14 protein-coding genes are annotated in these 16,018 nt (G+C 71.9%); 4 read left to right on the top strand and 10 right to left on the bottom strand.

Going from position 1 to position 16,018, the window contains the following annotated elements:
* Positions 1 to 697: 697 nt before the first annotated feature.
* Positions 698 to 2,347 (bottom strand): hypothetical protein, encoded by a 1,650-nt coding sequence (locus AB0E94_RS27555; RefSeq protein WP_360331472.1) that lies wholly within the window; start codon positions 2,345 to 2,347, stop codon positions 698 to 700.
* Between the two features lie 172 nt (positions 2,348 to 2,519).
* Here AB0E94_RS27555 and AB0E94_RS27550 point away from each other — a divergent pair, with 172 nt between their 5' ends.
* Positions 2,520 to 2,927: a VOC family protein gene (locus tag AB0E94_RS27550; protein ID WP_360331469.1), complete on the top strand. Its 408-nt coding sequence runs from the start codon at positions 2,520 to 2,522 to the stop codon at positions 2,925 to 2,927.
* 36 nt (positions 2,928 to 2,963) lie between these two features.
* On the opposite strand, the gene AB0E94_RS27545 is transcribed toward AB0E94_RS27550, so the two are convergent.
* Complete coding sequence (locus AB0E94_RS27545; RefSeq protein WP_360331466.1) at positions 2,964 to 3,377, bottom strand: DUF4259 domain-containing protein; 414 nt, start codon at positions 3,375 to 3,377, stop codon at positions 2,964 to 2,966.
* 500 nt (positions 3,378 to 3,877) lie between these two features.
* Between AB0E94_RS27545 and AB0E94_RS27540 the strand changes: the two genes are divergently transcribed.
* A complete protein-coding gene (locus AB0E94_RS27540) occupies positions 3,878 to 4,549 on the top strand; it encodes a YceI family protein (protein WP_360331463.1) in 672 nt (223 codons plus the stop codon).
* 249 nt (positions 4,550 to 4,798) lie between these two features.
* Here AB0E94_RS27540 and recQ read toward each other — a convergent pair whose 3' ends face one another.
* From recQ to ribA, 3 genes are read right to left on the bottom strand one after another with little or no spacing between them, the layout of a single operon-like run.
* Positions 4,799 to 6,985 (bottom strand): DNA helicase RecQ, encoded by a 2,187-nt coding sequence (gene recQ / locus AB0E94_RS27535; RefSeq protein WP_360331460.1) that lies wholly within the window; start codon positions 6,983 to 6,985, stop codon positions 4,799 to 4,801.
* Positions 6,986 to 7,038: 53 nt separating this feature from the next.
* Positions 7,039 to 8,958: a SpoIIE family protein phosphatase gene (locus AB0E94_RS27530; protein WP_360331457.1), complete on the bottom strand. Its 1,920-nt coding sequence runs from the start codon at positions 8,956 to 8,958 to the stop codon at positions 7,039 to 7,041.
* 41 nt (positions 8,959 to 8,999) lie between these two features.
* A complete protein-coding gene (gene ribA, locus AB0E94_RS27525; protein WP_360331454.1) occupies positions 9,000 to 9,659 on the bottom strand; it encodes a GTP cyclohydrolase II in 660 nt (219 codons plus the stop codon).
* Between the two features lie 113 nt (positions 9,660 to 9,772).
* Between ribA and AB0E94_RS27520 the strand changes: the two genes are divergently transcribed.
* Positions 9,773 to 10,465, top strand: coding sequence for a dihydrofolate reductase family protein (locus AB0E94_RS27520; protein WP_360331451.1), 693 nt, complete (start codon positions 9,773 to 9,775; stop codon positions 10,463 to 10,465).
* 62 nt (positions 10,466 to 10,527) lie between these two features.
* Here AB0E94_RS27520 and AB0E94_RS27515 read toward each other — a convergent pair whose 3' ends face one another.
* The 5 genes from AB0E94_RS27515 to AB0E94_RS27495 are packed head-to-tail and all read right to left on the bottom strand — an operon-like array spanning position 10,528 to position 15,145.
* A complete protein-coding gene (locus AB0E94_RS27515) occupies positions 10,528 to 11,619 on the bottom strand; it encodes a lysylphosphatidylglycerol synthase transmembrane domain-containing protein (protein WP_360331448.1) in 1,092 nt (363 codons plus the stop codon).
* A gap of 51 nt (positions 11,620 to 11,670) precedes the next feature.
* The gene (locus AB0E94_RS27510) at positions 11,671 to 12,603 is read right to left on the bottom strand and encodes a class I SAM-dependent methyltransferase (protein WP_360331445.1); all 933 of its coding nucleotides are present in this window, start codon (positions 12,601 to 12,603) and stop codon (positions 11,671 to 11,673) included.
* A 33-nt stretch (positions 12,604 to 12,636) separates the two neighbouring features.
* Positions 12,637 to 13,749, bottom strand: a complete 1,113-nt coding sequence (locus tag AB0E94_RS27505; protein WP_360331442.1) for a glycosyltransferase family 4 protein — start codon at positions 13,747 to 13,749, stop codon at positions 12,637 to 12,639.
* The gene (locus AB0E94_RS27500) at positions 13,746 to 14,144 is read right to left on the bottom strand and encodes a 6-carboxytetrahydropterin synthase (protein ID WP_360331439.1); all 399 of its coding nucleotides are present in this window, start codon (positions 14,142 to 14,144) and stop codon (positions 13,746 to 13,748) included. The genes AB0E94_RS27505 and AB0E94_RS27500 overlap by 4 nt, the downstream gene beginning before the upstream one ends.
* A gap of 56 nt (positions 14,145 to 14,200) precedes the next feature.
* A complete protein-coding gene (locus AB0E94_RS27495; RefSeq protein WP_360331436.1) occupies positions 14,201 to 15,145 on the bottom strand; it encodes a zinc-binding alcohol dehydrogenase in 945 nt (314 codons plus the stop codon).
* Between the two features lie 107 nt (positions 15,146 to 15,252).
* Between AB0E94_RS27495 and AB0E94_RS27490 the strand changes: the two genes are divergently transcribed.
* Positions 15,253 to 16,014: a CDP-alcohol phosphatidyltransferase family protein gene (locus AB0E94_RS27490; RefSeq protein ID WP_360331433.1), complete on the top strand. Its 762-nt coding sequence runs from the start codon at positions 15,253 to 15,255 to the stop codon at positions 16,012 to 16,014.
* The last annotated feature ends 4 nt before the right edge of the window (positions 16,015 to 16,018 follow it).

The following is a 16,018-nucleotide window of genomic DNA, read 5'->3' as shown; positions in this document are numbered from 1 at the left end:
GAGGATTAAGTGCCGTCCAGTCCAGTAGATCTTGCACGATTCTCCACCTTTGCGGCGATCTTGCACGTTCTTTCATGTCTGGGTGCGTCTGGGTGCGGTTTATCGTGCAAGGTCTACTGCGCCGGGGAGACCTTGCAGCTTTCTTCCCGTTGGGGTGTGGAAAGGGCTGCAAGATCGGTGCGAGCGTGGAAAGTCGTGCAAGATCCGCGGGCGACGGGCGACGGGCGACGGGCGACGGGCGACGGGCGACGGGCGACGGGCGACGGGCGACGGATGCCGGGCACCGAGCGACCAGCGACCAGCGACGGGCGACGGGCGACCAGCGCGGGGCGACCAGCGCGGGGCGGCCAGCGCCGAGCGGCGGGCACCGAGCGACCAGCGACCAGCGCCGGGCGGCCAGCGCCGAGCGGCGGGCACCGAGCGATCAGCGCCGGGCGGCGGCCAGCGCCGGGCGACGATCGGCGGCAGCGCCGGCCGCCCGGGATCGGACAGTCCCAGGTCCGCTCGGGGTGCACTTCAATGCCAGGTCTGCTCGGGGGTGCGCTTCACGCTGGGTAATTGGCTGCGACCGGGTGAGGTGCTCGAAGGTGGTCGGGAGCGGGAGCGGGAGCGGGAGCGGGAGCGGGAGCGGGGCGGGATCAGGGCGGGAGCGGGATTAGGAGCGGGAGCAGCGGCGGACGGGCGAGGGTGGGGGTGGTTACGTGCGTGGCTCTGGGGGTGGCGCGTCGGTGGGTGGGGTGGTCCAGGGTGGGGTGGCGTCCGGGTAGGTGCCGTCGACGACTGGTGGTGGGGTGGCGCCTGGTGGGGCGGTGCACGTTGCGGCTTGGACTACTGCCTCGTGCAGGGCGTGGGCTATTCGGGGGCCGGCGGTGGCCAGGATTTCGGGGGCGGCGTGTTCCAGCATGGCGGCTGCCGTCGGCCAGTCGGTGCGGGCGGCGGCGGCCAATCTGCGGACGGCCTCGGCCGGGCGGTGCCGGAACAGCAGGATCGACAATTCCGGTGGGGGCGGCGTCTTCTCGTACCGCCGAGGGGGTTTTGTCTGCCTTTTTTGCGGTCTGGAATGGTCGTTGCTGTCCTGGTGGTGGTCTGGTTTTTCCCTGCTGGAACGTTTTCGGCCGCCGCGCAGCGGGTCCGGGCCGTCCAGCAGCGGGTCGGGGTCGGTGTAGCCGGCGTCGGCGAGGATCAGCAGCGCCTCTCGGTCGTCGCGGGCGGACGCCTCGGCGCGGACCCGGGCGGCCAGGGCGGCGACGATCGGGGTGTCCGCGTTCTGCCTGACGATCTCGGCGTAAGCCGGCAGCCGCCGCGGATCGAACCCGTCGGGCACCGGCTCCGGGGTCAGGTCGTCGGCGCCGAGCCGATGGGCCCGGGTGGTGCGCGCGGTGATCCGGGCCGACAACCGGTACACCGGATCGCCCACCGGCAGCTCCGCGCCGCCGAGAACCTGCTCGTTCGCCGACACGACGGCGACGACGACCGCGCCGGCCGCCGCCGGATCACGCCTGACCTCGTCGTGCACTGCGGCGGCCTCCGGGTCCGGGCGGCGGCCGCGGAGGCGCTGCTCGGTGTAGACCGCCGAACCGTGACACGCGTAGGCCCCCTGATGTGCGGCGGCCAGCTCCGGAAGGTCGGTGAGCAGGGCGAACCCGAGCGCCGCAGAGAACGGCAACATGCCGATCGCGGTGTCGAACCGGGCCCGGTGATCAGGTCGCAGGTAGGCCACGGCATCCGAGTCGTGGTCGGCCCGTCCACCTGGCCAGGACCACGACGGCATCCGGGTCAGCAGGTGCCGCTGCCGCGCCCAGGACTGCGCCTCCCGGTCCAGGTCGTGGGCGGCCAGACCCGCCCCGACCAGCGCGCACTGGGCGACGGCGGCCTCACCCGGGTCCTCGATCAGGGCGGCCAGCGAGGCGGCGGCGCCGCAGTCGCTCGGCGCTAGGTGCCCGGCGAACACCCGCAGCAGCCGGGCCAGCGAATACGGGTTGCCGGCCAGCGGCGCGGCTGGGAGCAGAGCCCGCAGCCACGCGGCCGGTGTCGGAAACAGATGCCGGCGGGTGTGCGTGCCCCACCGGGCCCGGATCTCCCGCAGGCAGGTCTCCTGCTCGTCCGCCGGCGCGGGTGCGCCCTCCGGCGCGAACGGCAACGGGCGGGGTGGGGGAGCGCCCTCCAGCCCGGCGCGCAGCAACGCCAGATAGAGCACCTGGGGCAGGTCTGCGGCGCTGGTCAGGGCCTCGGTCAGGGCCTGGTCGACGAGCTCGGTGAAGCGGCGGTCGGACCCGGTGCGGTCGAGCAGAGCCAGCCGGAGCCGCCGGTCGGGCACGGTGACGTCGGGGTCACTGGTCGTCGCCATCGCGCCTCCCCATCGATTCAGTTCACTGGGGCGGATGCTACCGGCGGGGTACGACATCGAACGTGCCCGTCGTGCCCCGGCCGGGTGGAGGTGGCCGGATCCGGAGGAAAATGTCGGTGGCCGGGTCTAGCGTCCGTGGGGACGGTGTCAACGACGACTACGGAGCGACCCCATGACGACGTCCACGCTCAACCCGTATCTGACGTTCGACGGCAAGGCTCGCGAGGCCGTCGAGTTCTACCACTCGATCTTCGGTGGAGAGCTCAAGGTCAACACGTTCGGCGAGTTCGGCGCGCCCGACCCGGCGTCGGCCGATCTGGTCATGCACGCCCAGCTGGAGACGCCGCAGGGCTACACGCTGATGGCGTCCGACTGTCCGCCCGGTATGGAGTACAAGCCCGGCGAGAACATCACGGTCAGCCTGAGCGGGCCCGACGGCGCCACGCTGCGCAACGCATGGGAGAAGTTGTCGGCCGGCGGTGAGGTCCGGGTGCCCCTGGAGAAGCAGATGTGGGGCGACGAGTTCGGCCAGCTCGTCGACCGGTTCGGCATCCCATGGATGGTCAACATCACCCAGTGAGGTCCGGCCGGGGGCGGTGGCCGCCCCCGGCACCGGTCAGACTGCGGACTCCAGCGCCGCACGGATCGGGCGCAGCGCGGCGAGGGCCTTCGGCAGGCCGTCCTCCCACAGTTCGCTCCACTCCGAGTCGTCGCCGGCGATCCGGTCCAGCGCGCGCAGCGCCAGCGCCGGCAGGTCGTCCGGCAGGTCCAGGGTCTCGCCGCCGGTCAGGAAATCCGGCGCGTAAGCGGTGGTCAGCGGCGTGCCCGAGGGCAGCTGCGAGGCGATCACGGCAGCCGCCGCGATGGCCTGGTTGGCGACGTCCGCCTCGACGTATTCGCCGTCGTGCAGCACCTCGCCCAGCGTCTCCCGGATCAGGGCGGCGCGCCGGGCCGGTTCGGCGTCCTGCAGATCTCCGCTCCAGTCGGCGGCGTCGTCGTTGTCGAAAGGTCCGAAGTCCCACGTGCCCATGACAATTCCTCCGGTGGTTCCTCGGTCGAATTCCGATTTGTCGGCGCTTTTGTGCCGCACGCCGTCCGGCCGCCTCGACGCGGTTTGATTCCTGATCGGGTGACACTCGATCGGTCAGTGGTCCGATCCGGTCGGCCGCACCGGGGAATGATCACACACCGGCCGGCTTGCTCCCACCGCGGCGCGCGGCCTCACGCTGTGTGTCCACGCCGGCAGCGCTAACGCTCCGTGTCGCTCTTCCGACACGCTCCGCTGACCGCGATGGATCGCCCCGAATTGTTTCACTGGTCGCGTTTTGGTACCTCAGAATGTGCACCCTTGGTAAGGGAAGGTCCGTTGTGGGGCGACTCGATCCACTGTGGCGATGACCACGTAACGCAATCGGGGGGTTAACTGTCTGAATATTGTGGTGCTTAGAATCCTCGCGAATTCAGCATCGGGCGGGCCGGGGGGCTCGTGCGCCGCCGTGCGGCAGCGATGCTGCCGAGGGGGAGAGCTACGTGACGGTCGAACGACCGGTCCGCGACTGGAACGGCCTGGTCATACCGGATCCAGGGGTCTACACACTGGACGAGGCGCACAAACGAATCGGCTTCGTGGCGCAGCACATGATGGTCAGCCCGATTCGGGGGGAGTTCGCGCAGGGGACGGCGACGATCGTGGTGACCACTGATCCACTGCGGTCATCGGTGAGCGCGTCCATCCGTACCGACAGCATCAACACCCACAACCCGGAGCGGGACACGCACCTGTCCAGTCCGGACTTCCTCGACGTCGCGCGCTATCCGACGATCGAATACCGCAGCACCGGCATCGCCTGGGAATCCGACAGCGACCCGATCTTCAACTGGGCCCGGCTGCGCAACAACCCGCTCGGCCGCCGGGGCACCGTCGCCGACCTGCCGCCCGCGGCCACCCGTGCCTCCGGCCGGTTCGTCATCCGGGGCTATCTGACGGTCAAGACGGTGACCAGGCCGATCGACATGCACATGGAGTTCGGCGGCGCCCGTCGTGACCCCTACGGCCGGGAGATCTTCGGGTTCAGTGCCGCTGCCGAGCTCGACCGTGAGGACTACGGCCTCCTGTGGAACGTGGCCCTGGAGTCCGGCGGAGTCCTGGTCGGCAAGAAGATCCGGATCGAGTTGGCCGGCGAAGCGATCCGAAACGCCTGAGCAGCACACGTGGCGACCAGCGGCGCGCCATAGGGCACCACGCGATGGGTAGCGGTTCGCGGTGTGGTGACCGGTGGTGTGGATCGGACCGTAGGTCACCACGCCGTGGTTGGTGGTTCGCAGTGGGGTGATTGGTGGTGTGGATCGGGCCGTAGGTCACCACGCGATGGGTGGTGTGGATCGGGCCGTAGGTCGCCACGCAGCGATGCCGGCGCAGACGCATCGCGGGCCGGCATCGCTGCGTGGCGGTCAGCCCTCGTAGTAGGGGTCGTAGTCCTCGTCAGGCTCCGGCGGGAGCGGCGGAAGGTCCGTGTCGTCAGGCGTCACGGTCCGGGCGTATCCACCACGGGAAGGCCCGGAGGCGCGGGACGGCCCGGCGGCGGGAGCGCGGGTCGGGGCGGGCGCCGCAGCCGGGGGAACTGCGGCCCGGGGCGCCGCGGCCGGAGAGCTGGCGGCGGACGACGACGTCATCGGGAAGAGGGAGTCCGGGGCATCGGCGGAGAAGCCGGCCGGCGTGCCAGGCGGCACCGAAGCCGACGGCGCGGGAACAGCCGGAGCAGCGCCCGCGACCTCCTCCCCACGAACGGTGGCCAGGACCGCGTCGCCGAACTTGGTCAGCTTGCTCTGCCCGACCCCACTGACGGTCCCCAGCTGGGCGAGGGTGGCCGGCGCAAGCGCCGCGATGGCCCGCAGAGTGGCGTCGTGGAAGATCACGTAGGCGGGAACGGACTGCTCCTTGGCGGTGGCCCCACGCCAGTTCCGCAGGCGTTCGAAGAGCGCTGCCGCCTCCCCGGTCAGTTCCACCGGAGCCGCCTTCCCGGAAGCCGAGCCGGATGATCCGGAAGAGGCGGCGGAACGCGACGAACTGCGAGAGCTCCGCGGCGCCTCCCGCCGCATCAACAGTTTCCGCTCCCCGCGCAGCACCTCACCACTGCGGGCGGTCAGCGCCAGCGTCTGATGGTTGGGCTCGACCGCCAGGAAGTCGCCGGCGAGCAGCTGCCGGACCACGTTGCGCCACTCGACCTCGCTGAGGTCGCTGCCGATCCCGAAGACCGACAGCTCGTCGTGCCGGAACCGGCTCACCTTGTCGGTGCGCTTGCCGAGCAGGATGTCGATCGAGTGCTGCGACCCGAACCGCTGGTTGCGCTCCTTGTGCAGCCGGAACACGGTGGACAGCAGTTTCTGCGCGGGCACCGTCGCGTCCCAGGACTCCGGCGGGGCGAGGCACGAGTCGCAGTTGCCGCAGGCGGCCGGCGCCTCCTGCCCGAAGTACTGCAGGATCTGGGCCCGCCGGCAGGTGACGCTCTCGCACAGGGCCAGCATGGCGTCGAGGTGGCGGGCGGCGTTACGACGGTACGCCGCATCCCCCTCGGAGCTGTCGATCATGCGGCGCTGCTGCATGACGTCCTGTAGCCCGTACGCCAGCCAGGCCGTCGACGGCAGCCCGTCCCGCCCGGCGCGCCCGGTCTCCTGGTAGTACCCCTCGAGGGATTTCGGCAGGTCGAGATGGGCCACGAACCGCACGTCAGGTTTGTCGATGCCCATGCCGAAGGCGATGGTCGCGACCATGACCAGCCCGTCCTCCCGCAGGAAGCGCCCCTGATTGACCGCGCGCGTCCGCGAGTCGAGCCCGGCGTGGTACGGCAGAGCCGGAATCCCGTTCGACGAGAGGAACTCCGCGTGTTTCTCCACCGAGGCGCGGGACAGGCAGTAGACGATCCCGGAGTCGCCGGCGTGCTCGGTGCGCAGCAGGTCGAGCAGCTGGCGGGCCGGGCTGCTCTTGGCCACGATCCGGTACTGGATGTTGGGCCGGTCGAAGCTGGCCGTGAAGTGCCGGGCATCGGTGAGCTGGAGCCGGGCGGCGATCTCGTCGCGGGTGGCCGGGGTGGCGGTGGCGGTCAGCGCGATCCGCGGCACGTCGGGCCAACGCTCGTGCAGCATCGACAGGGCGAGGTAGTCGGGCCGGAAGTCGTGCCCCCACTGCGACACACAGTGCGCCTCGTCGATGGCGAACAGCGAGATCTTGCCCCGGTCGAGCAGCCGCTGCACGGCGGCGGTGCCGAGGCCTTCCGGAGCGACGTAGAGCAGGTCGAGCTCACCGGCCACGAACTCGGCCTCGACCAGGCGGCGCTCGTCGAGATCCTGCGAGGAGTTGAGGAAGTTCGCCCGCACGCCGAGGGTGCGCAGCGCGTCGACCTGGTCCTGCATGAGCGCGATCAGCGGCGAGATCACCACGCCGGTGCCCGGCCGGACCAGGGCCGGGATCTGGTAGCACAGCGACTTGCCGCCACCTGTGGGCATCAGCACCAGCGCGTCGCCACCGGCGATCACGTGCTCGACGATGTCGCCCTGCTCCCCACGGAACGATGGGTAGCCGAACACACGGTTGAGAGCGTCGGTGGCACTGGACACGGAGAGCAGAGGGGCCTCAGTCACCCCGCGAAGTCTAGAGAGCCGAACGGACGACCGCCGTACGCCCTGTGGATGAACTAGAAGCCTGTGGACGGCGCGAGCCCGACCAGCTCGAGAATGCGCCGGGCCGGGCAGCCGGGCGCCGCCACCAGGGTCAGTGGCGCCTTCTCGGCCAGGTGCTGGGCGGCGATCTCGTGCAGCGCCGACACCCCGGCACTGGCCAGCAGGCTGAGGCCGGACAGGTCGACGGTCATCGGCACGGTTCCGCCACGGCTGCGGCGGAACAGCTCCGCCCGTACCTCGAAGGCGGTTGAGGCATCGAGAGGCCCATCGATCCGGACCCGCGCCTCGTCGCCGCCGGGAAGCTCGGTGATCGCGAGAACGGTCGCCGCGGAGGCGCTCTCCGAGCGATGGTCGAAACTGGTCATCAGCCGGGCCGGGCGCAGCAGCGGATGCCGCACGGTGGCGACCGTCCCGTCGACGCCGGGTTCCACCCGCAGGCTCTGCACCAGCTGCGCGGTGAGCGCCAGGCCGCGCCCGCGGGTCGGCTGCCGCTCCGGCGCACGCCACCCGCCGTGATCGGTGACGGTCGCCTCGACCATCCCGGAGGTCAGCAGCCGCGCGCTGATCTCGACGGCGTCACCGCCGATCGCGTGCTCGATCGCGTTGGTCGCCAGCTCACCGAGCGCGTGCTGCAACACGAACACGTCCTCGTCGGCGGCGCCCACGGCGGCCAGCCAGGCGCCGATGCCCCGCCGGGATCCACCGAGGGATTCCGGCTGCGCCGGCAGATCAAGAGCCAGCGCCGGTACGGGCGGAACGCGCTGAGCCGCCAGCAGAGTGATGTCGTCGGCGTGCCCACCCGAGCGGACCAGCAGTTCGAGCGTCTGGGTGCAGACCCGTTCGGCCGCGGTCGCCGACGGATCGTGCAGGGCCCGCCCGGCCGCCGCGTCGGTGGCCACGTGGGCGAGCTCACCGTCCGGGTCGGCCGCCGCGCCCGGCCGTTCGAGGACCCCGTCGGTGTAGAGCAGCAGCGTCTCCCCGGGCCCGAGCCGGTCGCCGCGGACCGGGAAGGAGCCACCCGTGCCGAGCGGGGCGCCCCGGGTGCCGGTCAGATAGCGGGCCGGCCCGGCGGCCGGGATGACCAGCGGCGCCGGATGCCCGGCCGTGCAGTACGACAGCTCCCCGCTGCCCGGGTCGAGGACGACCAGGCTGACCGTGGCCGCGTAGGCCGCACGCACCCGCCCGGCCAGCCGGTCCGCCGCGGCCAGCGCCTCGGTGATGCTCGCCCCGGCGTCGAGCCGTTCCTGGAGCACCGCCCGCAACTGCCCCATCACCCCGGAGGCGGTCACCCCGTGCCCGACGACGTCCCCGGCCACCAGCGCGATCCGCCCGTCGGGGGTGGTGACCGCGTCGAACCAGTCGCCGCCGGCCCGGGAGTCGGCGTCGGCGAGCAGATAGGCGGCCGCCACCTGGAGCCCGGGCAGCACCGGGAGCCCGGCCGGCAGCAGCTCCCGCTGGAGCGCGTTGATCACGTCGCGGGTCTGCTCGTAGCGGCGGCGCTGCCGGTCCGCCTCGGCCTCGGCGGCCTGCCGTTCCCGGGCGAGCTCGGTCACGTCGAAGGCGGCCCCGATCACCCCGCGCATGGCGCCGTCCGGGTGCCGCCACGGGACCAGCGCGAACGTCGCGAACATCTCGCCGACCGAGCCGTCCGGCTGGTCCAGGTGGACCCGCCACTGCTTGCCGCTGATCGTCCGCCCGGTCCGGTACACCTCGTAGAACGCGTCCAGGAACTGCTGCCCGGACAGGTCGCTGAGCACGTCCCGGATGGTCCGGCCGACCACCGTCCGTCCGGGCAGGACAGCCCTGGTCGCCGCGTTGCTGCCGACCACCGTCAGGTCCGGCCCTTCGGCCACGATGACGATGAACGGCAACTGATCCACGGCGGCGATCATCGCCCCGAGATCGCCCGCCTCCGGAATGTCCAAGCCCGTCACCCTGCCATCCTGCCGGACCTACGGGCCGATGGCGCCGAACGTCACTCGGCCAGGGGCAGCTCGATGGTGTGAGCGGTGTGCGACGCCTTCACCGACAGGTAGCGGACGTTGGCCGCCGACAGGTGCACCCCGGTCGGGATCCGCTGGGTCACGTCGATGCCCAGGTCGGCGAGCTGACCGGCCTTGTCCGGGTTGTTGGAGAGCAGCCGGATCCGGGTGGCGCCCAGCCCGAGCAGCATCTGCGCGGCCGCCGTGTAGTCCCGCTCGTCCTCGCCCCGGCCCAGCGCCACGTTCGCCTGATAGGTGTCGAGGCCGTCGTCCTGGAGCGCGTAGGCGTCGAGTTTCGCGTACAGGCCGATGCCGCGCCCTTCCTGCCGCAGGTAGAGCAGGAACCCGCCCTGCTCGGCGATCCGTTCCACCGCCTCACGCAGCTGCGGCCCGCAGTCGCAGCGCTGGCTGCCGAACACGTCACCGGTCAGGCATTCGCTGTGCGGCCGGACCAGTGGGGCCCGCCCGCCGGCCGCGGACTTGGTCAGGGCCCGTTGCCAGTCACCGAGACCGAGCGCGAGATGCTCCTTGCCGTCGGCCAGCCCGTCGAAGGTCATCACCCGGGCGGTGGTGGCGTATCCGTCGGGGAACCGCAACGGCACGGTCACCTGCCGCCTGATGCTGGCCTTGGTAATGGTCGTGGCTTCGAACATCGGTCCTCCTCGTGTGGTTCCCGCCGAACTCGGCACACCGGTGATCCTCTGCCCAGAGTCCGGCCTCCGCACACGGGGATTATGGTGAGGGCCGATACCTGGAGGCGTCATCGGTGGCTGAGCGTCCTTACACCTTGCTGAGTTGTGGCATGTCGATCGACGGCTATCTGGACGATGCGACAGACGCCCGGCTGCTGCTGTCCAACGACGCCGACTTCGACCGGGTCGACGCGGAGCGGGCCGGCTGCGACGCGATCCTGGTCGGCGCCGGGACGATCCGTCAGGACAATCCGCGCCTGCTGGTCCGGTCGGCGGCCCGCCGTGCCGACCGGGTGGCCCGCGGCGAGGACGCCGACCCGGTGAAGGTCACCGTCACCGGCAGCTGCGATCTCGATCCGGGTGCGTTGTTCTTCACCACCGGCGATGCCGGCAAGCTGGTCTACTGTGCGACGTCGTCGGTGGACGACGCTCGCAAGCTGCTCGGCGAGCACGCCACGGTCATCGCCGGCGGTGACCCGGTGGACGTCCGGGTGGTCGCCGCCGACCTCGGCGAGCGCGGCATCCGCAGGCTCATGGTCGAGGGCGGCGGCCACATGCACACCCAGTTCCTGACCGCCGGGCTCGCCGACGAGCTGCAGCTGGTGGTGGCCCCGTTCTTCGTCGGCGACTCGCGGGCCCCACGGTTCGTCCACGACGGCGTGTTCCCCTGGGGCCCGGACAACCGGGCGGCGCTCGCCGAGGTCCGCCAGATCGGTGACGTCGTGCTGCTGCGGTATGCGCTCTCCGAGCGGTTCGGGCGCGGCTGACACGGCTGTGCAGAGGGCCGGCCCTGACGTACGGGCCGGCCCGATGACTGCTGACGCTTCGGTCAAGCCGCGACACCACCGGAGTAGGCGGGCTGCCGTGCGCCCACACGTACCATCGCGGGAATCTTGCGGGTGACCGGAAGTGGCACGACCACCGGGACCGCCGCCATGGCCGGCGCCGGCGTCTGCGGAGCGGACGGCTGCGGAGCAGCCTGCTCGGCGCGGCGGGCGAGCAGCCGCACCACCAGCACCGCGGCGCCCGGAGCGGCCGCCACGAAGGCCAGGATGCCGTAGGCCACCGCGATCGTCAGACCCTGCGCCGCGCTCAGGCCGGCCGCGCCGAACGCCCAGGCCATCACGCCTTCGCGCGGGCCCCAGCCGCCGATGTTGATCGGCAGGCCCATCGCGATCAGCGCCAGCAGCAGCAGCGGCGCCAGCTCCAGCAGCGACGCGGCGCTGCCCGCGGCCCGCGCCGCGACCAGGAACGTCGCCAGATGCCCGGCCAGCACCGCCGCCGAAGCGACCAGCACACCGGGCCCGTTGCGGCGGGACAGCAGACCCGCGCGGATCTCGCTCATCCCGGTCCGGGCCACTCCGGCGGCCTTCGAACGCCCGGCCCGCAGCCGACGGAGACCGAAAACGATCAGAGCGGCGGCCATCGCGGCGGCACCGGCGGCTGCGGCCACCAGCGGCCCGTGCGTGGCCAGGAGATCAAAGACCGGCGACGGTACGGAGACCAGCACCGCCACACCCACCAGGAGGAGCACGACCTGTCCCGCCGTACGCTCCAGGACCACCGCCCGGACCCCGCGGCCCAGGTCGCCCTCGCCCTTGCCGTGCCGCACCGCCCGGCCGACGTCGCCGAGGATCCCGCCCGGCAGCGCGGCGTTCAGGAACAGCGCCTGGTAGTAGTCGGCGGTCGCGTCCTTCAGCGTCAGCCGCATCCCGAGGCCGCGGGCCACCAGGCACCACCGCCACGCGCTGAGCAGCGTGGTGGCGGCGCCGATCCCCAGCGCCGCCAGCAGCGTGCCCACGTCGAGAACCCGCAGCCCGTCCAGGAACGCGCCGGTCCCGAGCCGCCACATCACCAGAGCCAGAATGCCGGCGCCACCCATCAGGCGCAGCCAGGCCCAGATCGATCGGTTCACGTCCATCGTCCCCTCGTAGCTTCCGAGGACTAGTACGCCCGGCCTACGCCCCAGGGTTCACTCGAAGATCGCTAAAACATCCTTGTGACCCACGGAAGCATGCGGAAGGGCTGCCAGACGGCGTTCCAGGTAGTCGCCGACGGGCAGGTCAGGGCGCTCCTCGGCGGCCGCGCCGACCCAGCCGCGCAGCCATTCGGCGGTCAGCGCGGGCATCGCCGGACCCAGCCGCCACGGACTCGGCCGGACCGTGACAGCCGCTCCCACCTTGGTGAACGCGTCCGCCGACACCTCCGGGGCGTCCGGCCCGAGCAGCCGCCGGCCGTCGACCACCCGCCGCTGGTGCGCGTTGAACGCCGCCTCGATCTCGGCATCGAGCGGATCGTGCGGGGCCAGTTGCACCTCCCCGGTCACCGAAAGAGTGAACAGCACCGACACCCGCGCCTCGGCGCACACCGCGGCCAGCCGTTCCACCTCCGCCACGGTGAGCAGGTCGAGCAGCGCCGAACAGGTCACCAGGTCGGTGCCCGCCAGGTCCGCCGGGGTGAGATCGGCGACGTCCAGGCGCTGGGTGCTGACCGTGACTCCGTCCGGCATGCCCGCGGCGGCGCGCAGTAAAAGCGCCGGATCCCGGTCCGTCATGATCCAGTGCTGGCCGGCGCCGAGCCGGGGCGACAGCCACCGGCCCAGCGAGCCCGTCCCGCAGCCCAGGTCCCGCACCGTCCGCACCTCGCCGGGCAGTAGATCCACCAGGTCGAGCGCGCGTGCAGCGGCGTCCGCGGGTTCCCGCAGCGACAGCCAGGCGGCGCTGAACTCGCCGTCGGAGTCACTGAGAGTCCCGCCCTCGGCGCCACCGGCTTCGGCGTGCCGGTCCGGCCCGCTCTCACTGAACGTTCCCACCTGCGGCCCGGCCCCGGCCAGCGGAGCGCCGAGCCGCCCGGTGCCGGTGACCAGCGGAGTCACACCTTCGATCTTGCCGTGCACTTCAGTCATGGGTGCCTCCTCGGCATCGTCGTTCTCACCGGTTCAGATGCTGGTCAGCGCCTTGGCCAGGCGGCCGGCGGTCTCGTCCCAGCCGGTCAGGGTGTCGCGGCGGGCCCGGGCGTGCGTGCGCCACTCGTCGCGCAGCTCGGCGTCGGTGAGCCAGTCGCGGAGGGCGGTGGCCAGGGCGTCCCGGTCGTCCGGCGGGATCAGCCGGCCGGGAATCCCGCCGCCGGGCGCGGCGCCGAGCGCCTCCGGGACCCCGCCGACGTCCGCGGCCACCACCGGCAGGCCGCGGGCCAGGGCCTCCGTCACCACCATGCCGTACGTCTCGGCCCGCGAGGGCAACACGAACAGATCAGCGTTCGCGTACGCGTCGTCGAGCGCCCCGCCGGTCAACGCGCCGACGAACCGGACGGCGTGTTCGTCCGATCCCGGACCCGGGCGCGTCGACCAGGCGGGAGTGAGCGGTCCGGCCCTGTCGAGGGCGAGGGTTGCCGGGGGTGGGACGTCCAGCGACGGGACCCGGCCGGCGCCGGCCACGGTGCAGGTCCAGGGCAGGTCCGGTAGCTGCTGCAGGGCGGTCAGCAGGAGGTCCTGGCCCTTGCGCGGGGTCAGCGACGCCACATTCAGCAGGCGGTGGCCGGTGGGGGAGGGGACGGCGAGCGGGGCCGGATCCACGCCCGGGGCGATCGCGTGCACGCCGGTGAGTCCGTGCAGCTCCTCGACCCGGCGGGCAGCCGGGGCGCTCGTCGCGATCACCGTGGTGGCCAGGCGCAGGGCCCGGGACTCCAGGGCGCGCAGCTGGGCGGCTTCGTGGTCGGTCAGGCCGGTCTCGTCACCGAGCGGCAGGTGCACCAGGACGGCCAGGCGAAGTCGGCCGGCGTGCGGTTCGAGCAACTCCGGCACTCCGCAGGCGATCAGCCCGTCGAGCAGCACCAGCGCCCCGTCGGGGAGCCCGCCGAGCAGCGCGGCCAGAGCGCGGCGCTCCGGTTCGGCGGGCCGGGGCCAGCTTCCGCCGATCAGATGCTCGGACACCTCTGGTGGGGGGTGGTTCCGGAGGCGCCGGAGGACCTCCCGGTCGTAGCGATTTCCGCCGCTCGGTGCTGCCGGGTCGTCGATCGACGCCGGCAGCACCGCGAACAGCGGGAGGGTCACAGGTCTCGCTCGTACGTCGCCCAGGCGATGTGTGACTCGTGGAGGGTGACCGAGATGCCGGTCAGGCCGGTGGCGCCGGGGCCGAGTTCGCCGGCCTGCGCGCGGACGGCCAGGCGGTCGGCGATGACCTTGGCCAGGAACTCGGTGGACGTGTTGACGCCGGTGAACTCCGGGTCGTCGTCGAGGTTGCGGTAGGAGAGCCCGGAGCAGATGGTGTGCAGCTGCTCGCTCGCCCGGCCGATGTCGACCACGATGTTGTCGTCGTCCAGCTCGGGGCGGCGGAACGTCGCATCCACCACGAAGGTGGCGCCGTGCAGGCGCTGCGCCGGTCCGAAGACCTCGCCGCTGAAGCTGTGCGCGATCATGATGTGGTCGCGGACGGTGACGCTGAACAAGGGCTGCTCCTCAGGTGTGGTTCGGTGCGGTACTACGGGTACCCGATCCGGAAAGATCAAATCGGGTGGTCGATGACGTGGCAGAGCGCCTTGAGGGTGCCGTCGGCCAGCTGCGGGAGCACCCGGGGGAGGTCGTCGAAGCCGCTGTGCCCGGTGATCAGCGCGTCGAACCTGGGGTCCTTGAGCAGTTCCAGCGCTACCTGGAACCGTTCCGGGTAACCGCGATGGCGGGTGGGGGTGATGCCGCCGACCTGGCTGCTGCGGATGGTCAGGCGACGGCTGTGGAAGTTCTCCCCGAGGGGTACCGAGATCCGCCGGTCACCGAACCAGCTCAGCTCGACGAGGGTGCCCTCGGTGCGGAGCAGTTCCAGGCCCCGGTGCAGGCCGGCCTCGGTGGCGCTGGCGTGGATGACGATGTCGCGTTCCCCGCGCGCGTCGTCCGGCTGCGCAAAACGGATGTTCAGTGACTTGGCGAGATTCTCCCGGCCGGGGTCGATGTCGATCAGCTCGACGTCGGTGGCCGGCAGGCCGGCCAGGACCGCCGCCACCGACGCGCCGACCATGCCGCCGCCGATCACGGTGATCCGGTCGCCGATCTGCGGCGCCGCGTCCCACACCGCGTTCACCGCGGTCTCCACCGTCCCGGCCAGCACCGCGCGGGCGGCCGGCACCTCGTCCGGGATCACGGTGACCGCCTCGGCCGGAACCGTGTACCGGGTCTGGTGCGGGTACAGGCAGAAGACCGTCTTCCCGATCAGCTCCGGCACACCCGCCTCGACGACTCCCACGTTCAGGTAGCCGTACTTCACCGGCGCCGGGAAATCGCCGTCCTGGAACGGCGCGCGCATCGACGCCCACTGGCTCTCCGGCACCCGGCCCTGGAACACCAGCGTCTCGGTGCCGCGGCTCACCCCGGAGTGCAGTGTGCGCACCACCACGTCACCCGGACCGGGATCCGGCACCCGCTCGGGGCGTATCTCCCCGGTTCCTGGGCAAGTCATCCAGAAAGCACGCGCCTGCAAAGCGGTTCCTTTCGACACTGAACCAAAACTCCCCGTTGAGCGTGTTGATCGGGGACAGCGGCTAAACCCTACGTCCAGGAGGAACGGTGACCTTCAGTACCGCCACGACCACGACGAGTCCGTTCCGGGCTCCGCTGGCCGGGTTCGCCGCCCAGCTCCTCCTGCTCGCCGCGCTCCTCGCGACCGTGGGGGTCGGCACGTGGGGTCTGATCGCCGCAGTCGTCTACGGAGCAGTTTTGTGCGGTCTGCTCGGCTACGCGTTACAGCGTGCCGGGATGACCCGGCTCGGATGGGCGAATTCGGTCACGTTCGCCCGCGCGATCCTCACCGGCGGGGTCACCGCGATGGTGTTCACCCCTGGTGCGCCGGCCGCCCTGCTCGTCACGGTCGCCGCGGTCGCCCTGGCCATGGACGGCGTCGACGGCCAGGTGGCCCGCCGCACCGGCACCACCACGGCGCTCGGCGCGCGCTTCGACATGGAGGTCGACGCGTTCCTGATCCTGGTGCTGAGCATCTTCACCGCCGCCGAGTACGGCTGGTGGGCCCTCGCGATCGGCGCCTTCCGCTACGTGTTCGTCGCCGCGTCGTGGGCGCTGCCCTGGCTGAACGCCCCGCTGCCGCCGCGGTTCGGCCGCAAGGTGGTCGCCGCCCAGCAGGGTGTGATGCTCGCCGTCGTCGCCAGCGGCCTGCTGCCGACCTGGCTCGCGGTGTTCGCCCTGGCCGTCGCGCTGGGCTCGCTGACCTGGTCGTTCGGGCGCGACATCGCCTGCCTGTACCAGGCGTCCCGGGTCCGCGAGGCGGCCCGCAGCCGCTGGTCCGCCCCGCACCGCGAACACGCCCTGGTCTGACCGG

The sequence above is a fragment of the Actinoplanes sp. NPDC026670 genome (assembly GCF_040638175.1).
GTDB lineage: Bacteria > Actinomycetota > Actinomycetes > Mycobacteriales > Micromonosporaceae > Actinoplanes.
Note: the sequence above shows the minus strand (reverse complement) of the source record. Positions and strands in the feature narration are given on the sequence as shown.